The organism is Amphibacillus xylanus NBRC 15112, from assembly GCF_000307165.1.
Lineage (GTDB): Bacteria > Bacillota > Bacilli > Bacillales > Amphibacillaceae > Amphibacillus > Amphibacillus xylanus.
In genome coordinates, this window is record NC_018704.1 from 1,020,315 (window position 1) to 1,037,709 (window position 17,395).

Genomic DNA, 17,395 nt, shown 5'->3' on the forward strand with positions numbered 1-17,395 from the left:
TGGAGGACTGAAGATGAATCCATTAAATAAAAAAGATTTGATCCAATTATTAGAGGAAATTGCACTCTATTTAGAATTAAAAGGTGAAAATCCATTTCGAATCTCTGCTTATCGAAAAGCAGCTCAAGCGCTTGAATTAGATGAACGCTCATTAAGTGAAATTGAAGATTTTTCTCAAATTAAGGGAATTGGTAAAGGGACTCAAGAGCTGATTAATGAATTTATTGAGTCAGGGCAATCTAGCTTACTTTCAGAGCTTAAAGCAGAAGTGCCAAGCGGATTAATTCCATTGTTAAGACTACCAGGATTAGGCGGTAAGAAGTTAGCTCGACTCTATCAAGAACTTAATATTACAGATCAAGCGAGTCTATTAAAGGCCTGTGAGGCAGGAGAAGTATCTTCATTAAAAGGCTTTGGTAAAAAGACTGAAGCAAATATTTTGCAAGCGATTAAAGAATCAGGCACACGTCCTGAACGATTACCAATTGACTATATGCTCTCTTTAGCTAGAAAAATTGAAAACTATCTTGAAACAATTAAAGAAATAGAGAAATTTTCAATCGCAGGAAGTATAAGAAGAATGCGTGAAACGATTAAAGACCTTGATTTTATCATTGCAACGGATCAACCAGAGAGTGTGAAAGCATCACTATTAAATATGGAAGCAATCAAACAAGTGATTTCACAAGGCGATACGAAAGTCTCAGTAACTCTTGCAGATCAATATGATGTAGCTGTTGACTTTAGATTAGTGACTGCTGATCAATTTGCAACAACACTACATCATTTTACAGGCTCGAAAGACCATAATGTTGCCATGCGTCAAAGAGCTAAAGAACAAGGTGAGAAAATTAGTGAGTATGGTGTTGCGGATTTATCAACTGGAAAAGTCACGACATTTGAATCGGAAGCAGACTTTTTCAAGCATTTTGGTTTAAATTATATTCCACCTGAATTACGAGAGGCTAAAGGGGAACTAGAAGCATTTACTGAGGAAGTCTCATTAGTTTCTGAAGACCAAATTCGTGGTGATTTACACATGCATACGACTTGGAGTGATGGCGCTCACTCCGTTGAGGAAATGATTAAATTTTGCCTTGATAAAGGCTATCAATATATGGCGATTACCGACCACTCAAAATTTTTACGTGTCGCAAATGGATTAAATGAGGACCGATTACGTAAACAACGAGAGGAAATCGAACGTTTACGAGCGCTATATCCTGACATTACCATATTAGCCGGTGTCGAAATGGATGTCTTGCCAAATGGTGAGCTTGATTTTGATGACCAATTTTTACAAGAGCTCGATTTTGTAATTGGCGCGATTCACTCAAGCTTTAATCAATCTGAAGCAGAAATTATGAAACGACTAAAAGCAGCGATGGATAACCCTTATGTAAAAATGATTGCCCATCCATCAGGGAGATTAATTGGTACACGTGAGGGATATGCTGTCAATCTTGATGAATTAATTGATTATGCGAAAAAGACTCATACAATGTTAGAATTAAATGCAAACCCGAAACGTTTTGATTTATCAGCAGAATGGGTGAATAAAGCACAAGAAAAAGGTGTGCCGATTGCAATTAATACAGATGCACATAATAAGAAAACATTAAACTATATGACAGAAGGCATCAAGGTAGCTAGACGTGGTTGGCTAAAGCCTGAAACAGTTGTGAACACGTGGTCTATTGATGAACTTCAGAACTTTTTTAACAAAAAAGAAAACTAGGTGATAAGATGAATAAACGGATTTATCAAATATTAGATTTTGATAAGGTGATAGAGCAATTAGTTGAACACGCGGCAACTTCACTCGGAAAAGAGCGTGCACGTCAACTAAAACCTGAGACAGAGCTAACAAAAGTTGAACTGCTCCAATCAGAGACAGATCAAGCAGGTCAAGTAATTAGACTTTATGGTGACGTACCATTTGGTGGGATTACTGATATTAAACCAAGCCTAAAACGGGTTGAAATTGGCGGCGTTTTGAATGCCCAAGAATGTTTGCAAATAGCTGAAACAATTTATGGGGGTAAACAATTAAGAAATTTTGTTGAAAATATTGATGAAGAAGAAGTCGCGATACCAATTATTCGCGAATTGGTTGGTCAAATTGAGCTTTTAAATCATCTTGAACGTGAAATTAAGAGTTGTATTGATGATAATGGACATGTTTTAGATGGCGCATCAAGTAAATTACGCCAAATCCGAATGAAAATTCGTACAAATGAAAGCAGAATCCGAGACCGACTCGATAGCTTAACAAAGTCAAAGAGTAAAATGCTCTCTGATGCAATTGTGACGATTCGAAACGACCGTTATGTCTTACCTGTTAAACAGGAATATCGAGGTGCATTTGGTGGGATTGTTCATGATCAATCTTCATCTGGACAAACACTATTTATCGAACCACAAGTAGTCGTTGAAATTAACAATCAGCTTTCAGAAGCAAGGGCTCAAGAAAAAGCTGAAATCGAACGGATTTTAAGACAATTATCTCAAGAAATTGGCACACATCATCCATATCTAACGCATAATGTTAAAATTTTAACGCAACTAGATTTTATTTTTGCCAGAGCAAAGCTAGGTCGTTCGATGAAAGCAGCAATGCCTAAAATGAACGATCAAGGAATAATAGATATTAAACAAGCACGCCACCCATTATTAAATGAAGATGAGGTTGTAGCGAATGACATTCTTTTAGGTGAAGATTATCACGCGATTGTCATCACTGGACCAAACACCGGTGGAAAAACCGTCACATTAAAACTAGTTGGTCTAGCTACACTGATGGCACAATCTGGTTTACAAGTGCCTGCTTTAGATGGTTGCCGTCTAGCAGTATTTGATGAGGTATTTGCTGATATTGGTGATGAACAATCAATCGAGCAAAGCTTAAGTACCTTTTCATCTCATATGACACAAATTGTGAAGATTTTAAAACAAGTCAATCATAAAAGCTTAGTTCTATTTGATGAACTCGGTGCAGGAACAGACCCGCAAGAAGGGGCAGCACTTGCAATGGCGATATTAGATTATGTAGTTAATAAAAAAGCTCGTGTTATCGCTACGACGCACTACCCTGAGCTTAAAGCTTATGGATACAATCGTGACGGGGTAATAAATGCATCAGTGGAATTTGATGTTAAATCACTCCAACCAACATATCGTTTACTAATAGGTGTTCCTGGTCGAAGTAATGCATTTGAAATCTCCCGACGATTAGGGTTAGATGATCAAATTATTGAAGCTGGAAAGCAATTAATCGGTACAGATACTAAAAGTGTTGAACATATGATTGAGTCGCTAGATACAGCACGACGTCAAGCTGAGCAAGATTATGATGATGCAGAACGCACATTACAAGAAGCAGAAGCTCTACGTGATCAATTAAGAAAAGAGCTTGAGAAGTTCGATCAAGAACGAGAGCGACTATATCAAAAAGCAGAAGAAACCGCTCAAAAAGCGATTGAAAAAGCACGTCAAGAGGCTACAGAAATTGTTGAGTCAATTCGCCAAATGCAGCATGGTGCAAGCTTGAAGGAGCATGAATGGATTGAAGCGAGAAAACGTCTTGATCAAGCAGCACCAAACTTAACTGATAAAAGACAAGAAAATAAAGCATTACACACCTCAGCAAAACAGACCTTTGAGGTTGGTGATGAAGTTAATGTATTAACACTTAATCAAAATGGTACAATTATTGCGATTAATGCTGACGATGATATCCAAGTACAAATTGGCGTCATGAAGTTAAAAGTTAAAAAGCGTGATTTAAGATTAATCAAACGAGAAAACCCAATCGTTGCAAAACCACTCGCAACTGTTAAGGGTTCTCATTATCATGTTAAACCAGAACTTGATTTACGTGGTGAACGATATGAAGATGCATTAGCAGAATTAGAAAATTATATCGATGATGCGATTTTAGCCGGTTATCAGAAAGTCACGATCATTCACGGAAAAGGGACTGGAGCACTTCGAAAAGGTGTTCAAAGCTTTGCGCAAAGTCATCCAAATATTAAAAGCTCACGTGTTGGCGGGATGAATGAAGGTGGAAGTGGCGTTACAGTTTTTGAGCTGAGCTAATTCATTGCGTCGAAAAATAAAAAAATGTAAAATCAAGTGTAAGTTAAATTAACCTACTTGCATCAACTAGCGTGGCTTAGGCAAAACTAAATATGAGCAGTCTACTAGCCAACAGATGCCCTAGGTGGTATACTAACTACTAATTATGATCCAAAGTGATTACAAGGAGGAATATTGATGGCAATTATCAATGCAACAGATGCAAGCTTTGCAAAAGATACAGGTTCAGGTCTAGTTCTAGCAGACTTTTGGGCACCATGGTGTGGACCGTGTAAAATGATCGGACCTATCCTTGAGGAATTAGATGAAGAAATGTCTGATAAAGTTCAAATCGTAAAATTAAATGTTGACGATAATCAAGAAACTGCAAGTAAATACGGTGTAATGAGTATCCCAACATTAATTCTATTTAAAGATGGAGAAATTGTAGACCAAGTTGTTGGTTTCCAACCGAAAGAGCTCCTTCAAGCACGTATCGAACAATATGTATAATTTTATTAAGATCACATTTACTCTTTGAGTGGTGTGATCTTTTTCATTAGGCCAAATCAAGCGAACGGTAATATTTAAAAGGACTTATGTTATAATTATTTAAATACTATTTACTTGTTAATAATGGAGTGTTAGAGTATGTCAACAACGACTATTCAAGAAAAATTAGCCGTTTTACCTGCAGAACCAGGTTGCTATTTGATGAAAGACAAAAATGGGACGGTTATTTATGTCGGTAAATCAAAAAAACTAAAAAATCGTGTACGCTCATACTTTACTGGAGCAAACGATCAAAAAACACAACGACTCGTCCAAGAGATTGTAGATTTTGAATATGTGGTCACATCATCGGAAATTGAAGCACTAATTTTAGAAATGAACTTAATTAAAAAATATGATCCACGCTACAATGTGCTACTAAAAGACGATAAAAGCTACCCTTACTTAAAAGTAACAAACGAACGCCACCCACGCTTAATCATTACTCGAAAAGTAATAAGAGATAAAGGGAAGTATTTTGGGCCATATACAAATGTGCTAGCCGCAAGAGAAACGAAAAAATTATTAGATCGGATTTATCCGTTAAGAAAGTGCAACAATAAGCCAGGTCAATATTGCCTGTATTATCATTTAGGCCAGTGCTTAGCCTGTGCAGATACACCACCATCTGAAGAAGAATATCTAGCGATTGTAAAGGATGTCGTTTCATTCTTAAATGGAGATCATCAAGCTATTAGGAAGCAGCTACAAGAAAAAATGCAAATAGCTAGTGACGATCTTAATTTTGAACGAGCCAAAGAGCTTCGTGATCAGATTCAGCACATTGATGTGATCATGGAACGCCAAACGATGATTCTAAGCGATCGGATTGATCGTGATATTTTTAATTATAGCTACAATAAAGGCTGGATGTGCGTTCAAGTCTTTTTCATCCGACAAGGTAAGTTAATTGAACGAGATGTGTCAATTTTTCCTTTTTATAATGATGCAGAAGAAACATTTGTCACATTTATTGGTCGATTTTACTTACATCACAATCATATTCGACCTAAAGAAGTACTCGTTCCAGCCCCAGTTGATTATAAGCTATTATCACAATTACTTGAAGTCGATGTAACGATTCCGTATCGAGGTAAACGCAAAGACCTACTTGAACTCGCAGGTAAAAATGCGAAAATTGCCCTCGAAGAAAAATTCTCTTTAATTGAACGAGACGAAGAACGAACAATTAAGGCAATTGAACGATTAGGTGAAAAATTAAATATTCAAACACCAATCCGGATTGAAGCATTTGACAACTCGAATATTCAAGGAACAGACCCTGTTTCAGCAATGGTCGTATTTATCGACGGAAAGCCGGATAAAAAGGAATATCGAAAATACAAAATTCGAAGCGTTGAAGGCCCTGATGATTATGAAACAATGCGAGAGGTCATTAGACGTCGTTATACGAGAGTTTTAAAAGAAAATTTACCACTGCCAGATTTAATTATTGTTGATGGTGGTAAGGGACAAATGTCAGCAGCTCTAAGTGTACTTGAAGATGAGCTAGGACTTGATATCCCATTGTGTGGTTTAGCAAAAGATGAGCGTCATAAAACGAGCGAGTTATTATATGGCGACCCTCCAACAGTGATTAATCTTGATCGAAAATCACAAGAATTTTATTTAATTCAACGAATCCAAGATGAAGTACACCGCTTTGCAATCACATTCCACCGCCAATTAAGAGGCAAAAGTGCATTTAAATCAATCTTAGATGACATACCTGGAGTGGGCGTTAAAAGACGCAATCTATTATTAACACACTTTAAATCAATTACTGAAATAAAAGATGCCCCACTTGAAACAATTAAACGCCTTGGAATCCCAGAGCCAACAGCCAAGATGATTCAACAATATTTGAATGAACATGACGAAACATAAAATAAGCGCCTAATCATTATGATGATAGGCGCTTCATTTTTATTTATGATTCGATTAACGGTAGTGCTGAACGCGTAATTCTACGAAATTTTTTCGAGGTTTTTCTTCGTCAACACATTCACACTGAAAGGAGAGAATTTGCTCCATCGCCGCAGCTAAAAAGCCAGCCTCTAGTCGATAATCTGTTGCAATGCCTAAGCGGTGTCGTTCTGTGATCACGCGTGTCTGTAATTTAAAGATGTGCTCTGCTCTTTTTTCTTTAATTAGCTCCAAAGTTCCCCAACCAACTTTTTTAAAAAACTCACTAATCTGGTCAATCGACTCAAATGACTGTGCACGTGCTAAATTCTTACCCATAACATATAGGATAAGAGGAGCATCCTTTCCAAGCAGATCAGGCAAAGCAACATACCTTAACAAATCATAACCTGAGCCCGTCGTTTCGATTTCATTTACGATTTTATCTATCTGTTCAATATTTCTTTGCATAACAAAAGCCCCCTAAATATATACCTATAATCATTATCACCTTTACAGGGCTTGTTTGCAATATCTTTCATTGTTGCGACTTATGTAAAATGCAATTTTTTAAAAAACTATTTCAAAACTTGTTTCATTCACCTTCACAGAAACAAAACTACAACATAAAATACCATGACTACATGTATTAATACCCTCTAAAGCCGCAACTTTAATGACAGCAAGGAGGGGTCTAGACTTGAAAGAACACGACTACAAGCCGAAGCAAATATTAACGAAACGTGAGAAAGAAGTTTTCGAATTACTCGTACAAGATAAAACGACGAAAGATATTGCAGATGAACTATTCATATCCCAAAAAACTGTAAGAAATCACATTTCTAATACAATTCAGAAACTTGGTGTAAAGGGGCGAGCGCAAGCTGTTGTTGAGCTTTTGCGTATGGGAGAGCTAAAGCTCTAACAAAAACCGACTTCTTTTTAAGGAAGTCGGTTACTTTTTAATTTATTATTCTAATATACTTAAATCAATGTTAATTTCTTCACTTACATCATTGATTGCTTTACCTAAATCTTGTATAGTCAATCGACTTAAGTTACCTTCACCCGTATGACCAAGCTGTCTGACATAAACATCATCAATTTTATTAAATCTTCCTGTTGGACCACCAGTCATGACTAAATTCGTACCCAAATTAGGGTCTTCTCTATTATCTAGAAAAAGAAGATAGGTTTCACCAATTTCGAGAAGTGGATCATCACTATATCTCCAATTTGGTCCACCGACTTGTAAAACTTCAATTTCATCATCATAACCAAGTTCGTTATGAAGATAGTTATTAACTGTTGCTTTATAAACAGAGTGTTCTTGCGTAAAGAATTCATGATGTTCAACTTCTATAACTTCAACGAGCTCAGTTACTGTGAGCTCAGCGATAATTTCAGCTTCTTTAGTTAGTTCCCTAAGTGAATAGGTCATTCGTGATGGATAAACAATAGTTGGTTCTGTATTTTCATTAATAGTTGAATCTTCTGTATGATTACACCCAACAAGCAATAAACTAACGACAATAGCAATGAATAAATAACTTTTTCTCACAAAGCAACCTCCTAAATTATTTTAATAATTTATATTGTTTGCTGCATTTACCTCATCTACACTAGGTCTATTAATTTCAGTGGTAAGTTACTTGTTATTTAATTTAAAATTAGTAATGTCTCTTCTAATATTAAGGTTTTATACTTTAATAAGATAAAGATCAACAAGTATGATATGACTTGATGTGGTTAAAGAGCCTGTGTTCAAATGTAACGGAATAAAAGCTCTCAATAGAGGGACGAGGGACTACTGTAAATACAAAGCGGTCTTTGAATAAGATAAAGGATTATTATTTAAGTTTTCTGTATTATTCTATTATACTTAAATCAATGTTTAATTCTTCATTGCGCTCGTTTAATGTTTGGATTAATTCACGTTCTGTCAATTCTTTCAAACCATTATCACCGATAGGATTAACTTGTCTCACAAATACATCACCTACTTTATTATACCTTCCTTGGGGTCCACCGGTTATTGCTAAATTTCTTCCTAGGTAAGTATCTTCTCGTTCATCTAAAAAGACAATATAAGTTTCTCCCACTTCGAGTAATGGATCATTATCAAATTGTCAATTAGGCCCACCAGGTTGTAAGAACTTGATTTGTTCTCCGTAACTAAGGTCATCATAAAAGTAACGGTTAATTTTTGCCTCGTATATTGTGTATTCATGAGTTGTCCATTCATCAAAACTGACTTCTACAACATCAGCAATATCTGTTATTGTGATATTGGCAATGATATCTGCTTCTTCTGTTGCTTGTTCAAGGGTAACTTCTCGTAATGCCCCTTGAACAATTTGTGGCATTACGCTTTCATTAGTTGTTGAATTTTTTTCATTACTACATCCGATGATTAATAATCCAATGAAAATAAGAAGTATTAAACTATTTTTTCGCACAGGTTAACCTCCTAATGAATTTTTATAACTAATATGAATTGATCCAATCAACCGCATTAAGCTCATCAACACTAGGCGTTTTAATCCATCTAGTTGTAGGATCTGGGCGCATAATCTGGTAAGCATTATTAAAATGAGCTAGTCCGAGTACATGGCCAAATTCAATAAGCATTCTCTAAAGCTTTTTTTACCATCTCTGTTGTCATTGATCGCGAAAAAGAGTAACCAATCACTTTCTTAGTGTGCAAATCTAATACAGATGCAAGGTAGCACCAACCATGACGAAACGTATGAATATAGGTGATATCGCCAACCCATTTCTCGTTAATCGTTGTCGTGGAAAAATCCCTGTTGATGATATTTTCCTTTTCTACAACCTTTTGTTTACTAGCGGTTGGTCGAAATTTCTTTACAGTGATAGACTTAATCCCAGCCTTTCTCATCAGGCGTTGAACGCGTTTTAAACTGATTGAATAGCCTTGTTTTCTAACGCCTTGTGAAATCTTAGGTGCACCGTAGCGTTTTTTACTCTCTTCATGAATGTGTCTGATTTTATCAGTATATTCACGGTTTTCACGATCACGATTTGATTCTGTTTTAGTTAATGATTCATAATAGGTAGACCTTGGTATATCAAGCGTTTGACACATTGTAGCGATAGGATAGTCATCTTTGTGTTCTGAAATAAACTCTGTCAGTTCACTGTTGTTTACTTTCTTGCGAATATGGCCATAGCCTTTTTTAAGATTTCAAGCTCCTGTTTTAAGCGAAGGTATTCTTTTTGAATGGCATCGACTTCTTTAGGTGTCACTTCTTTGCCATCAACACCTTCAACTGGAGTAAAGTCCTTGATCCATTTATAAATAGTAACTTCAGAAACGCCATATTCGCTACTTAAATCCTTTACAGAACTTCCAGAATGATAAAGATCAACCAACATTTTTTTGAAGTCATCATTATACCGATGACCATGTTTTCTTTGATTCATTGTGACACATCCTCCTTAAATTCATTGTATATAATTTAACTTAGATGTGTCCATGAAACTATACTAGCATCATAGACACTAAACGCGCACCTTCACTAGCAACATTTTTCCCCATAGTCCAACTCTACTAACAAACATAATAAACCCCCAATTCAAACTTCAGAGTACCTTCTGTCCTTAAATAATGTTATGATACAATGAGAAAATAAAATCTTAAAGGAGGCGAGGTAACGGTGGAATGTGAAGGAAATTCAATTGCTATGATAGAGCGAAATATACGATACATAAACGGTATAATAAAACATAAAGGTAGAGAGATTTTAAAAGACTATTCGATTACGACACCACAGTTTATTGCATTACAGTGGTTACTAGAAGAAGGAGATCTGACAATCGGTGAATTGTCGCACAAATTAAATTTAGCTTTTAGCACGACAACGGACTTAATAGATCGAATGGAGCGGAATAAGTTAGTTGAACGTAAACGAGATGAGAAAGATCGACGTGTTGTAAGAATTCATCTCTTACCAGTCGGACATAAAATTATTTGTGAAGTGATAAAAATGCGCCAAATTTACTTAAGTGAGGTACTATCAGATGTAGCAACTGATAAGGTGGATATGCTCGATGAATTATTAAAAATTTTACTAGAAAAAATGAAAAAAGATCTTGAAAATAAATAGAATGTTAGAAAATGAGGGATAAAATTGGATCAACCAATAGGAGTGATTGATTCAGGGGTTGGTGGTCTAACTGTAGCTCGTGAATTAATGCGTCAATTACCAAAAGAACAGATTATTTATTTAGGCGATACGCTTCGCTGTCCGTATGGTTCACGACCGGAACAAGAAGTGATTCAGTTTACATTAGAAATGGTAGACTTTTTAATGCAAAAGAAGATTAAGTTACTCGTAATCGCGTGTAACACAGCAACTGCATTTACATTAGACTTATTAAAGGAAAAGCTGGATATTCCGGTAATTGGTGTTATTCAACCGGGTGCTAGGGCAGCAATTAAGGTGACAAAGACAAAAGAAGTTGCAGTCATTGGGACTGAAGGGACGATTAAAAGTGAAGCATATCCACAGGCGCTTCAACAAATTTCATCGAAGATTTCTGTTAGTAGCTTAGCTTGTCCTCAATTTGTCCCGTTAGTAGAACGTGGAGATTTTTCAAGTCATGAAATGAAAGAAGTTGTCAGCGAATCATTAGCTTCGTTAAAGCAGGTAAAGAATCTTGATACATTGATACTAGGCTGTACTCATTACCCGATTATTTCTGATCAGATTCAATTAGAGATGGGTAACCAAGTTCAAATTATTTCTTCAGGTGAAGAAACAGCTCGAGAAGTGAGTACGATACTATCTTATAACCAGTTGGCGTATCGAGGTGATCGACAGCCTCAGCATGAATTTTTCACTACAGGATCCGCTCAACTGTTTCAACAAATCGCAAATGTTTGGATGGATGAACCGGTGGAAAATGTTAAACACGTCGTCATTAATCAAACTATTGATAACAAGTAGTTTAACTACTTGTTTTTTAATACAAGCAGGTCTAATTTATAAAAAGGGCTCGTATACATATTAGTACAAACCATCTAGAGGAGGGTACGTATGAATATACGAGTACTAACGAAACGAACGATGCAACTTTTATTAATTGTCGCTACTTTATTTTTTGTTATAGGGTGTAATTCATCAAAGGAAGACGACTTAGAGGATATGGATGCACCGCAAGATTTGGTAGAGGACGAGCTGACTGAGGATTCGGAGGAGGATGCGTCTGATTTATCAGCTGAAACTGTTTCACGAAGACTGTATTTGTTAAGTAAAGAAGGAGTAGTGGTACCTCATACATTTGAGTTACCAAAACTAGAAACAAATGAAGTTGCTGCGCAAGCTGTTGAATATTTAGTAGAAGGTGGACCGATTACGAATCTATTACCTAACGGCTTTGAAGCTGTATTGCCTGCCGGTACTGAAGTACTTGGTTTGAATTTAGAGGAAGATGGTACATTAGTAGTCGATTTGTCTGAAGAGTTTTTAGAGTATGATGGCTCTAAGGAACAACAAATTATTCAAGCGATGACGTATACACTTACGGAATTTGATAGTGTAGAACGTGTGAAGTTATGGGTGAATGGATTTGAGCAAAATTCAATGCCTGTAAATGGAACGCCAATTCGCGACGGCTATAGTCGTGCAAATGGAATTAATATTCTTGATACAGACGCAGTCGATTTAATTAATAGTGAGGCAGTTACAATCTATTACCCAGCGCAAATGGGTGCAAACATGTACTATGTTCCAGTTACGCAACATATTGAGTCTGATGATTTAAATCGTGGTATCGTTGAAGCACTACTAAGTGGACCGACTTATGAATCAAAATTACTTCATGTGTTTAATCCGAATATCGAGTTAATCGATGTGAGCGTTACAGATGAAGGAATTATGACAATTGAGTTTACTGAGGAAATCTTAGCTGATGTAAATGAAGCTTATATTGCTGATGAAGTAATTGAAACATTAGTTTTAACTTTAACGGATTTACCTGATGTAAATGGTGTTTCTATTAGTGTTGAGAATGTTGAACAAATTTTTAATGAACACGGCATTCCATATAGTGAACCAGTCACACGCGAGTCATTTGTTCCTACTGGTCGTTTCTAAGCTGATTTATCAGCTTTTTTTTTACCCTTTTTTAAAAAACTTTCGAATGAAATTATCGATTGAGCTAAAAATATGTTACGATTGTTTAGAATAGGAGGATTGTCAAATGAGACCAAATAATAGAAATTCAAATGAATTACGACCAATATCAATCATAACAGACTTTATTACACATCCTGAGGGTTCTGTTTTGATTTCTATAGGTGAAACAAAAGTAATCTGTAATGCGAGTATTGAAGATCGCGTACCACCATTTTTACGAGGACAAGGTAAGGGATGGATTACAGCTGAATACGCGATGCTACCGCGAGCAACTGAACAACGAAACATCCGAGAATCTTCCCGCGGTAAAGTTTCTGGACGTACAATGGAAATTCAGAGATTAATTGGCCGTGCTTTAAGAGCAGTAGTCGATTTAGATAAGATCGGTGAAAGAACAATTTGGGTAGATTGTGATGTTATTCAGGCAGATGGCGGCACACGTACTGCATCAATTACTGGTGCATTTGTTGCTGTTGTACTTGCTTTAGGGAAACTGCTTGAGCAAGAGGCAATTGAAGAACTGCCAATTACGGACTATTTAGGTGCAATTTCTGTTGGAATTTTACCAGATGGTGAAGCAGTATTGGATTTAGAGTATGTTGAAGATTCTGAAGCTAAGGTAGATATGAACATTGTCATGACAGGAAAGAATGAATTTGTCGAGCTTCAGGGTACTGGAGAGGAATCAAGCTTCTCTTATCAGGAACTAGAGAAAATGCTTGAACTAGGCAAGAAAGGTATCGAAGAAATTTTCCAAATTCAGAAAGATGCTTTAGGAGAACTAGCTGAAAGGATCGGGAAAAAAGAGGGAAAATCATGAAAAAGATTTTAATAGCAACTAAAAACAAAGGAAAAGTAGATGACTTTAGAGCAATTTTTGATCAAGATCGTGTTGAAATTATTTCATTATTAGATCTTGACTCTTCTATTGAAGATATTGAAGAAACAGGTGAGACTTTTTCGGAAAATGCTATCTTAAAAGCAGAGGGAATTGCTGAACAGATGAATTTACCTGTTTTAGCAGATGATTCTGGTTTATCAATTGATTATTTAGATGGACGTCCAGGTGTTTATTCGGCACGTTATGCAGGAAGCGATAAGGACGATCAACGCAATATTGAGAAGGTATTAAGTGAGCTAGAAGGTGTACCTTTAGAAAAGCGTGGAGCATCGTTTATTTGTGCTTTGGCTTTTGCAGTACCTGGTAAGGAAACTATCGTTAAGTATGGGAAATGTAGTGGTGTCATTGTTGAAGAGCCGATAGGAGAAAATGGATTTGGCTATGATCCTATTTTTATGCCCGATGGCTATAATTTGACGATGGCACAATTATCACCAGAGGAAAAAGGACGTATAAGTCATCGTGGTAAGGCATTAAAAGAAATGGCAGCTTGGTTAGAATTAGAGGGGAAAGAAGGTTTTGACTGATGCCAAAAGTTTTAATTGTTAGTGATAGTCATGGTTGGATGAAGGAATTACTGAATCTTAAAAATCGCTACCAAGATGAAGTTGATCAAATGATTCATTGCGGCGATTCAGAATTGGATTATCATCAATTGCCTATTCAAGGATTTAAACGAGTGGGTGGTAATACCGATTTTGATATTGATTTTCCTGAAGAACTTGTTTTTGATGTTAAAGGGACGACTTTTTATGTTGCTCATGGTCATATGCATAATATTAATTTCACCTTAGACCCCATTACATATCGTGCAAGTGAGCTTCATGCAAGAATCATTTGCCATGGTCATTCGCATCGTGCTGGTGCAACAAAAATTGGAAATCAGCTTGTCATTAATCCAGGGAGTATTCGTTACCCACGTGGTCGAAAAGAAGAAACTTATGCTCTTTTAGAATGGAATGATGCCAATGAGTATGAAGTACACTTTTACCGACTCAATAGTGAAGAAGTTAAGGATCTAGCTTTTTCAACAAAATTGGTTTAGTCATTTTTAGTAATAATTTCAAGAGTTATTCAGTAATCAGTAATATAAATTCTGATTATTGAGGTGAACAACATGGATGAGCGTAAAGAGAAAGAACGCAAAGAAACGAAAAGCGATCCTAGTAGAGTTGCTGTTGCATTTATCAAATAAGCAGCAATATTGATTGTTTTTTTCGGGATCTTATGGTTCCTTATTAATTATATTTTGTAGTGTTTAATTTTTAGTAAATCAAGCCGTGGTCAATAGACCCGGCTTTTTTTCTTGTTTATCGGGAGTTGTGACCAAGTTTTAAAAAACAAGCATATCACCATGTAAAATGACGTCATTAAGCCAAGCCTAAAAGCGTATTGATAAAGGGAAAGGAGTGATATATTATGGTAGATTTACTAAAAGAATATCTAATTGAAGATGCATTAGTAATAATCCCTACTTTGATGATTTTAGGGAAAATTATTAAAGATACTCCGAATATTCAAGATTGGTTAATCCCTTATATCTTACTTGTAATAGGTGTTGTATTTGCGGTTGGGATGATTGGTTTTAGTTTTGACAGTGTTATTCAGGGGATTTTAGTGAGTGGATCAGCAGTTTTTGGTAATCAACTGTACAAACAAGTAAAATGTAAAAGTGACGATCCTGAAGAATAAAAAGTGACGCTTGTATAAAAAAATTCCACTAACAAATTATGGAAGAACAAAAAGCCTTGCAAAATCAATATTTGCAAGGCTTTCCTAATGATAAAAAAGAAAGTTGTATTTTAAAAATGGCACATGTTTGTCACACGATAAAAGAATTAAGTTTTTTGGTAAAAGGAAAAACCCTCACAAACTCAATGTTTGTAAGGGTTCTTAGTAGCGTCCCAGGAGCGATTCGAACGCCCGACCGACGGCTTAGAAGGCCGTTGCTCTATCCTGCTGAGCTACTGGGACATAATTGGAGCGGGTGAAGAGAATCGAACTCTCGTCATCAGCTTGGAAGGCTGAGGTTTTACCATTAAACTACACCCGCATAATTCATATTTTTTTCGTCTGTTTTAACGGACAAGATTTATTATAGTCACTTTTCAATCTGTTGTCAATTACTTTTTTCATTTTTATTTAAAAAATTAATAAAATCTTACCTGACATAGATTATTATAGCAAATTTTTTTAAAATGAAAACAAATTTTTGCGTTAATTATTTAAGGTGTTTTGTTGTTTTGATTTAAAATTTTATTAGAACTAACCTTATAATCCCGTTGATTCGCTAATTTGTCAATTTGAATCGATTAATAAATTATTCTATGATATTTTTACAGAAAGGAAGTGAGCAATGTTTATCAATCAACGCGTAATATCAAATGAGCTAAGGACACTTCGATCTTTAAATCTGCGGAGTGCCTTATCAAAGGATGAGTATCAATATTATTTGAGCTTAGAAAAAGGATTGGAAGGGGAGAGAAAACTAGATCAGCGATTAGAGGAATTACCGGAGGAGGTTTTGATTTTACGAGATTTAACTTTGGAAATAGGTCATTCAATTTTTCAAGTGGATACGTTGTTGATTTTTGAAAATCAACTTTATTTATTAGAAGTGAAAAATTTAGAAGGTGACTATTATCTTGATGGACAACTATTTAAAAATATATACGGTAAAGAAATTCGCAACCCACTGCTACAGCTGAATCGCTGCGCCTCACTCCTAAGACAATTTCTTCAAAGCGTTGGTTTTAATATTAAAGTCAACGCGAGACTTGTTTTTATCAACCAAGAGTTCACCCTGTATCAAGCCCCGCTCAATACAGAAATGATTTTCCCCACACAAATTAACCGCTTTATTAAATCGTTAAAAAGTGAATCTCATCAGTTAAGTCAAATGCACCATAAACTGGCTAATCAATTATTAACCAAGCGACTTTTAACTAATCGGCATGAAACTCGCTTTAGCTATGATTTTGATCAATTAAAAAAAGGTGTAATTTGTTTTGATTGTTATTCTTATATGGGTAAGTTTAGTCCAAATAAGTTGAAGTGCCAGCATTGCAAAAAAGTCTCTTCAAATATTGAGGCAGTCCTAGCTAATATAGAAGAGTTTCGTTTTCTTTTTCCTGAGAAGAAGCTAAGGATTAATAATATTTATCAGTGGTGCGGATCGGGAAAGCTCGTTTCGATTAACACAGTTAGAAAAGCTCTAAATAAAAATTATATTTTAAAGCGACTTGGCCCAGCGTCATATTATACTGAGTATGAGGAAGCGGCTAAATCAATGTAACTATGGGTTAACTAGGAATCTTCAACGTTTGGGTCGAAAAATTGCTCAAATGTTGAAGATTCCGCTATAATCTTTATTTTTTTGTCATAAAAACTGCTGAAACATTAAAGATTTGCTTAAAATCGTTAACTTTAGGCTTAGATAAATGCTAAAACATTAACGATTCTGCCCAAATCATTAACGTTTCGCCATAAAAAGATCACAAAGGTTGAAGATTCCGCTGTAATCGTGAACCTTTGACAGGGAAAATTGCAGAAAGGTTAAATATTCGGTTAAATCGTAAACGTTTGACAGATAATAAAGCCGAAACGTTAAGGATTCAGCCCAAATCGTAAACCTTTGGCTTAGAAAAGTGCTGGAACGTTAACGATTCCACTCAAATCTTAAACTTTTCTCCCGAGAAGATGCTCAAATGTTAATGATTCCACCCAAATCGTGAACTTTTAGCCACAAAAAGCGCACAAATATTAAAAATCTCGCCACAATCATCAACCCTCAACC

The 17,395-nt window shown here is 35.8% G+C and carries 18 protein-coding genes, 2 tRNA genes and 1 pseudogene; 13 read left to right on the plus strand and 8 right to left on the minus strand.

Annotated features, from left to right (window positions below; genetic code table 11):
- Window positions 1-13: 13 nt before the first annotated feature.
- The 4 genes from polX (at window position 14) to uvrC (ending at window position 6,516) form a co-directional block, all read left to right on the plus strand.
- On the plus strand, window positions 14-1,738 hold the full coding sequence (gene polX / locus AXY_RS05015) for a DNA polymerase/3'-5' exonuclease PolX (protein WP_015009706.1): 1,725 nt from the start codon (window positions 14-16) through the stop codon (window positions 1,736-1,738).
- An 8-nt stretch (window positions 1,739-1,746) separates the two neighbouring features.
- Window positions 1,747-4,098: an endonuclease MutS2 gene (locus AXY_RS05020; protein ID WP_015009707.1), complete on the plus strand. Its 2,352-nt coding sequence runs from the start codon at window positions 1,747-1,749 to the stop codon at window positions 4,096-4,098.
- A 177-nt stretch (window positions 4,099-4,275) separates the two neighbouring features.
- Entirely contained in the window at window positions 4,276-4,590 is a 315-nt protein-coding gene (trxA, locus tag AXY_RS05025) for a thioredoxin (protein WP_015009708.1), read from the plus strand.
- A 138-nt stretch (window positions 4,591-4,728) separates the two neighbouring features.
- Window positions 4,729-6,516, plus strand: a complete 1,788-nt coding sequence (gene uvrC, locus AXY_RS05030; protein ID WP_015009709.1) for an excinuclease ABC subunit UvrC — start codon at window positions 4,729-4,731, stop codon at window positions 6,514-6,516.
- Window positions 6,517-6,570: 54 nt separating this feature from the next.
- Here the strand turns inward: uvrC and AXY_RS05035 are convergent, their stop codons facing one another.
- Window positions 6,571-7,005 carry a YslB family protein gene (locus AXY_RS05035; protein WP_015009710.1) on the minus strand — a complete coding sequence of 145 codons (435 nt, stop codon included), beginning with the start codon at window positions 7,003-7,005 and terminating at the stop codon, window positions 6,571-6,573.
- A 205-nt stretch (window positions 7,006-7,210) separates the two neighbouring features.
- On the opposite strand from AXY_RS05035, the gene AXY_RS05040 reads away from it, so the two are divergent.
- Entirely contained in the window at window positions 7,211-7,459 is a 249-nt protein-coding gene (locus AXY_RS05040) for a helix-turn-helix domain-containing protein (protein ID WP_407919031.1), read from the plus strand.
- A 45-nt stretch (window positions 7,460-7,504) separates the two neighbouring features.
- On the opposite strand, the gene AXY_RS05045 is transcribed toward AXY_RS05040, so the two are convergent.
- From AXY_RS05045 to AXY_RS05060, 5 genes and pseudogenes are all read right to left on the minus strand, one after another.
- The gene (locus AXY_RS05045) at window positions 7,505-8,095 is read right to left on the minus strand and encodes a hypothetical protein (RefSeq protein WP_015009712.1); all 591 of its coding nucleotides are present in this window, start codon (window positions 8,093-8,095) and stop codon (window positions 7,505-7,507) included.
- Window positions 8,096-8,402: 307 nt separating this feature from the next.
- Window positions 8,403-8,636, minus strand: a complete 234-nt coding sequence (locus AXY_RS05050) for a hypothetical protein (protein WP_015009713.1) — start codon at window positions 8,634-8,636, stop codon at window positions 8,403-8,405.
- 27 nt (window positions 8,637-8,663) lie between these two features.
- A complete protein-coding gene (locus AXY_RS05055; RefSeq protein ID WP_015009714.1) occupies window positions 8,664-8,993 on the minus strand; it encodes a hypothetical protein in 330 nt (109 codons plus the stop codon).
- A 28-nt stretch (window positions 8,994-9,021) separates the two neighbouring features.
- Complete coding sequence (locus AXY_RS12770; protein WP_155835469.1) at window positions 9,022-9,165, minus strand: hypothetical protein; 144 nt, start codon at window positions 9,163-9,165, stop codon at window positions 9,022-9,024.
- A pseudogene (locus AXY_RS05060) lies at window positions 9,158-9,981 on the minus strand (IS3 family transposase); the annotation flags it as partial. The pseudogene AXY_RS05060 and the gene AXY_RS12770, both read right to left, overlap by 8 nt.
- A 260-nt stretch (window positions 9,982-10,241) precedes the next feature.
- Here AXY_RS05060 and AXY_RS05070 point away from each other — a divergent pair.
- From AXY_RS05070 to AXY_RS05100, 7 genes are all read left to right on the plus strand, one after another.
- Entirely contained in the window at window positions 10,242-10,664 is a 423-nt protein-coding gene (locus tag AXY_RS05070; protein WP_051007549.1) for a MarR family winged helix-turn-helix transcriptional regulator, read from the plus strand.
- 24 nt (window positions 10,665-10,688) lie between these two features.
- Window positions 10,689-11,507, plus strand: coding sequence for a glutamate racemase (gene racE / locus AXY_RS05075; RefSeq protein ID WP_015009718.1), 819 nt, complete (start codon window positions 10,689-10,691; stop codon window positions 11,505-11,507).
- A gap of 90 nt (window positions 11,508-11,597) precedes the next feature.
- Entirely contained in the window at window positions 11,598-12,656 is a 1,059-nt protein-coding gene (locus AXY_RS05080) for a GerMN domain-containing protein (protein WP_015009719.1), read from the plus strand.
- A 106-nt stretch (window positions 12,657-12,762) separates the two neighbouring features.
- Window positions 12,763-13,518 carry a ribonuclease PH gene (rph, locus tag AXY_RS05085; protein WP_015009720.1) on the plus strand — a complete coding sequence of 252 codons (756 nt, stop codon included), beginning with the start codon at window positions 12,763-12,765 and terminating at the stop codon, window positions 13,516-13,518.
- Complete coding sequence (locus tag AXY_RS05090; protein WP_015009721.1) at window positions 13,515-14,126, plus strand: XTP/dITP diphosphatase; 612 nt, start codon at window positions 13,515-13,517, stop codon at window positions 14,124-14,126. Before rph ends, AXY_RS05090 begins: the two co-directional genes overlap by 4 nt.
- Window positions 14,126-14,644, plus strand: a complete 519-nt coding sequence (locus tag AXY_RS05095) for a metallophosphoesterase family protein (protein ID WP_015009722.1) — start codon at window positions 14,126-14,128, stop codon at window positions 14,642-14,644. Before AXY_RS05090 ends, AXY_RS05095 begins: the two co-directional genes overlap by 1 nt.
- A gap of 374 nt (window positions 14,645-15,018) precedes the next feature.
- The gene (locus AXY_RS05100; protein ID WP_015009723.1) at window positions 15,019-15,291 is read left to right on the plus strand and encodes a phage holin family protein; all 273 of its coding nucleotides are present in this window, start codon (window positions 15,019-15,021) and stop codon (window positions 15,289-15,291) included.
- A gap of 208 nt (window positions 15,292-15,499) precedes the next feature.
- Here AXY_RS05100 and AXY_RS05105 read toward each other — a convergent pair.
- Together AXY_RS05105 and AXY_RS05110 are read right to left on the minus strand one after the other, a co-directional pair.
- A tRNA-Arg gene (locus tag AXY_RS05105) sits at window positions 15,500-15,573 on the minus strand.
- Window positions 15,574-15,578: 5 nt separating this feature from the next.
- Window positions 15,579-15,652 (minus strand) — tRNA-Gly (locus AXY_RS05110).
- Window positions 15,653-15,955: 303 nt separating this feature from the next.
- Between AXY_RS05110 and AXY_RS05115 the strand changes: the two genes are divergently transcribed.
- Complete coding sequence (locus tag AXY_RS05115) at window positions 15,956-16,894, plus strand: nuclease-related domain-containing protein (protein WP_015009724.1); 939 nt, start codon at window positions 15,956-15,958, stop codon at window positions 16,892-16,894.
- Window positions 16,895-17,395 lie beyond the last annotated feature (501 nt).

Excerpts from the sequence above, each read along its gene's own strand:
- AXY_RS05090 (WP_015009721.1), top strand. The coding sequence starts at position 13,515 with ATGAAAAAGATTTTAATAGCAACTAAAAACAAAGGAAAAGTAGATGAC.
- AXY_RS05070 (WP_051007549.1), top strand. The coding sequence starts at position 10,242 with ATGATAGAGCGAAATATACGATACATAAACGGTATAATAAAACATAAA.
- uvrC (WP_015009709.1), top strand. The coding sequence starts at position 4,729 with ATGTCAACAACGACTATTCAAGAAAAATTAGCCGTTTTACCTGCAGAA.
- rph (WP_015009720.1), top strand. The coding sequence starts at position 12,763 with ATGAGACCAAATAATAGAAATTCAAATGAATTACGACCAATATCAATC.
- AXY_RS05080 (WP_015009719.1), top strand. The coding sequence starts at position 11,598 with ATGAATATACGAGTACTAACGAAACGAACGATGCAACTTTTATTAATT.
- AXY_RS05100 (WP_015009723.1), top strand. The coding sequence starts at position 15,019 with ATGGTAGATTTACTAAAAGAATATCTAATTGAAGATGCATTAGTAATA.
- trxA (WP_015009708.1), top strand. The coding sequence starts at position 4,276 with ATGGCAATTATCAATGCAACAGATGCAAGCTTTGCAAAAGATACAGGT.
- AXY_RS05020 (WP_015009707.1), top strand. The coding sequence starts at position 1,747 with ATGAATAAACGGATTTATCAAATATTAGATTTTGATAAGGTGATAGAG.
- polX (WP_015009706.1), top strand. The coding sequence starts at position 14 with ATGAATCCATTAAATAAAAAAGATTTGATCCAATTATTAGAGGAAATT.
- AXY_RS05040 (WP_407919031.1), top strand. The coding sequence starts at position 7,211 with ATGACAGCAAGGAGGGGTCTAGACTTGAAAGAACACGACTACAAGCCG.
- AXY_RS05115 (WP_015009724.1), top strand. The coding sequence starts at position 15,956 with ATGTTTATCAATCAACGCGTAATATCAAATGAGCTAAGGACACTTCGA.
- AXY_RS12770 (WP_155835469.1), bottom strand. The coding sequence starts at position 9,165 with ATGCTTATTGAATTTGGCCATGTACTCGGACTAGCTCATTTTAATAAT.
- AXY_RS05035 (WP_015009710.1), bottom strand. The coding sequence starts at position 7,005 with ATGCAAAGAAATATTGAACAGATAGATAAAATCGTAAATGAAATCGAA.
- AXY_RS05095 (WP_015009722.1), top strand. The coding sequence starts at position 14,126 with ATGCCAAAAGTTTTAATTGTTAGTGATAGTCATGGTTGGATGAAGGAA.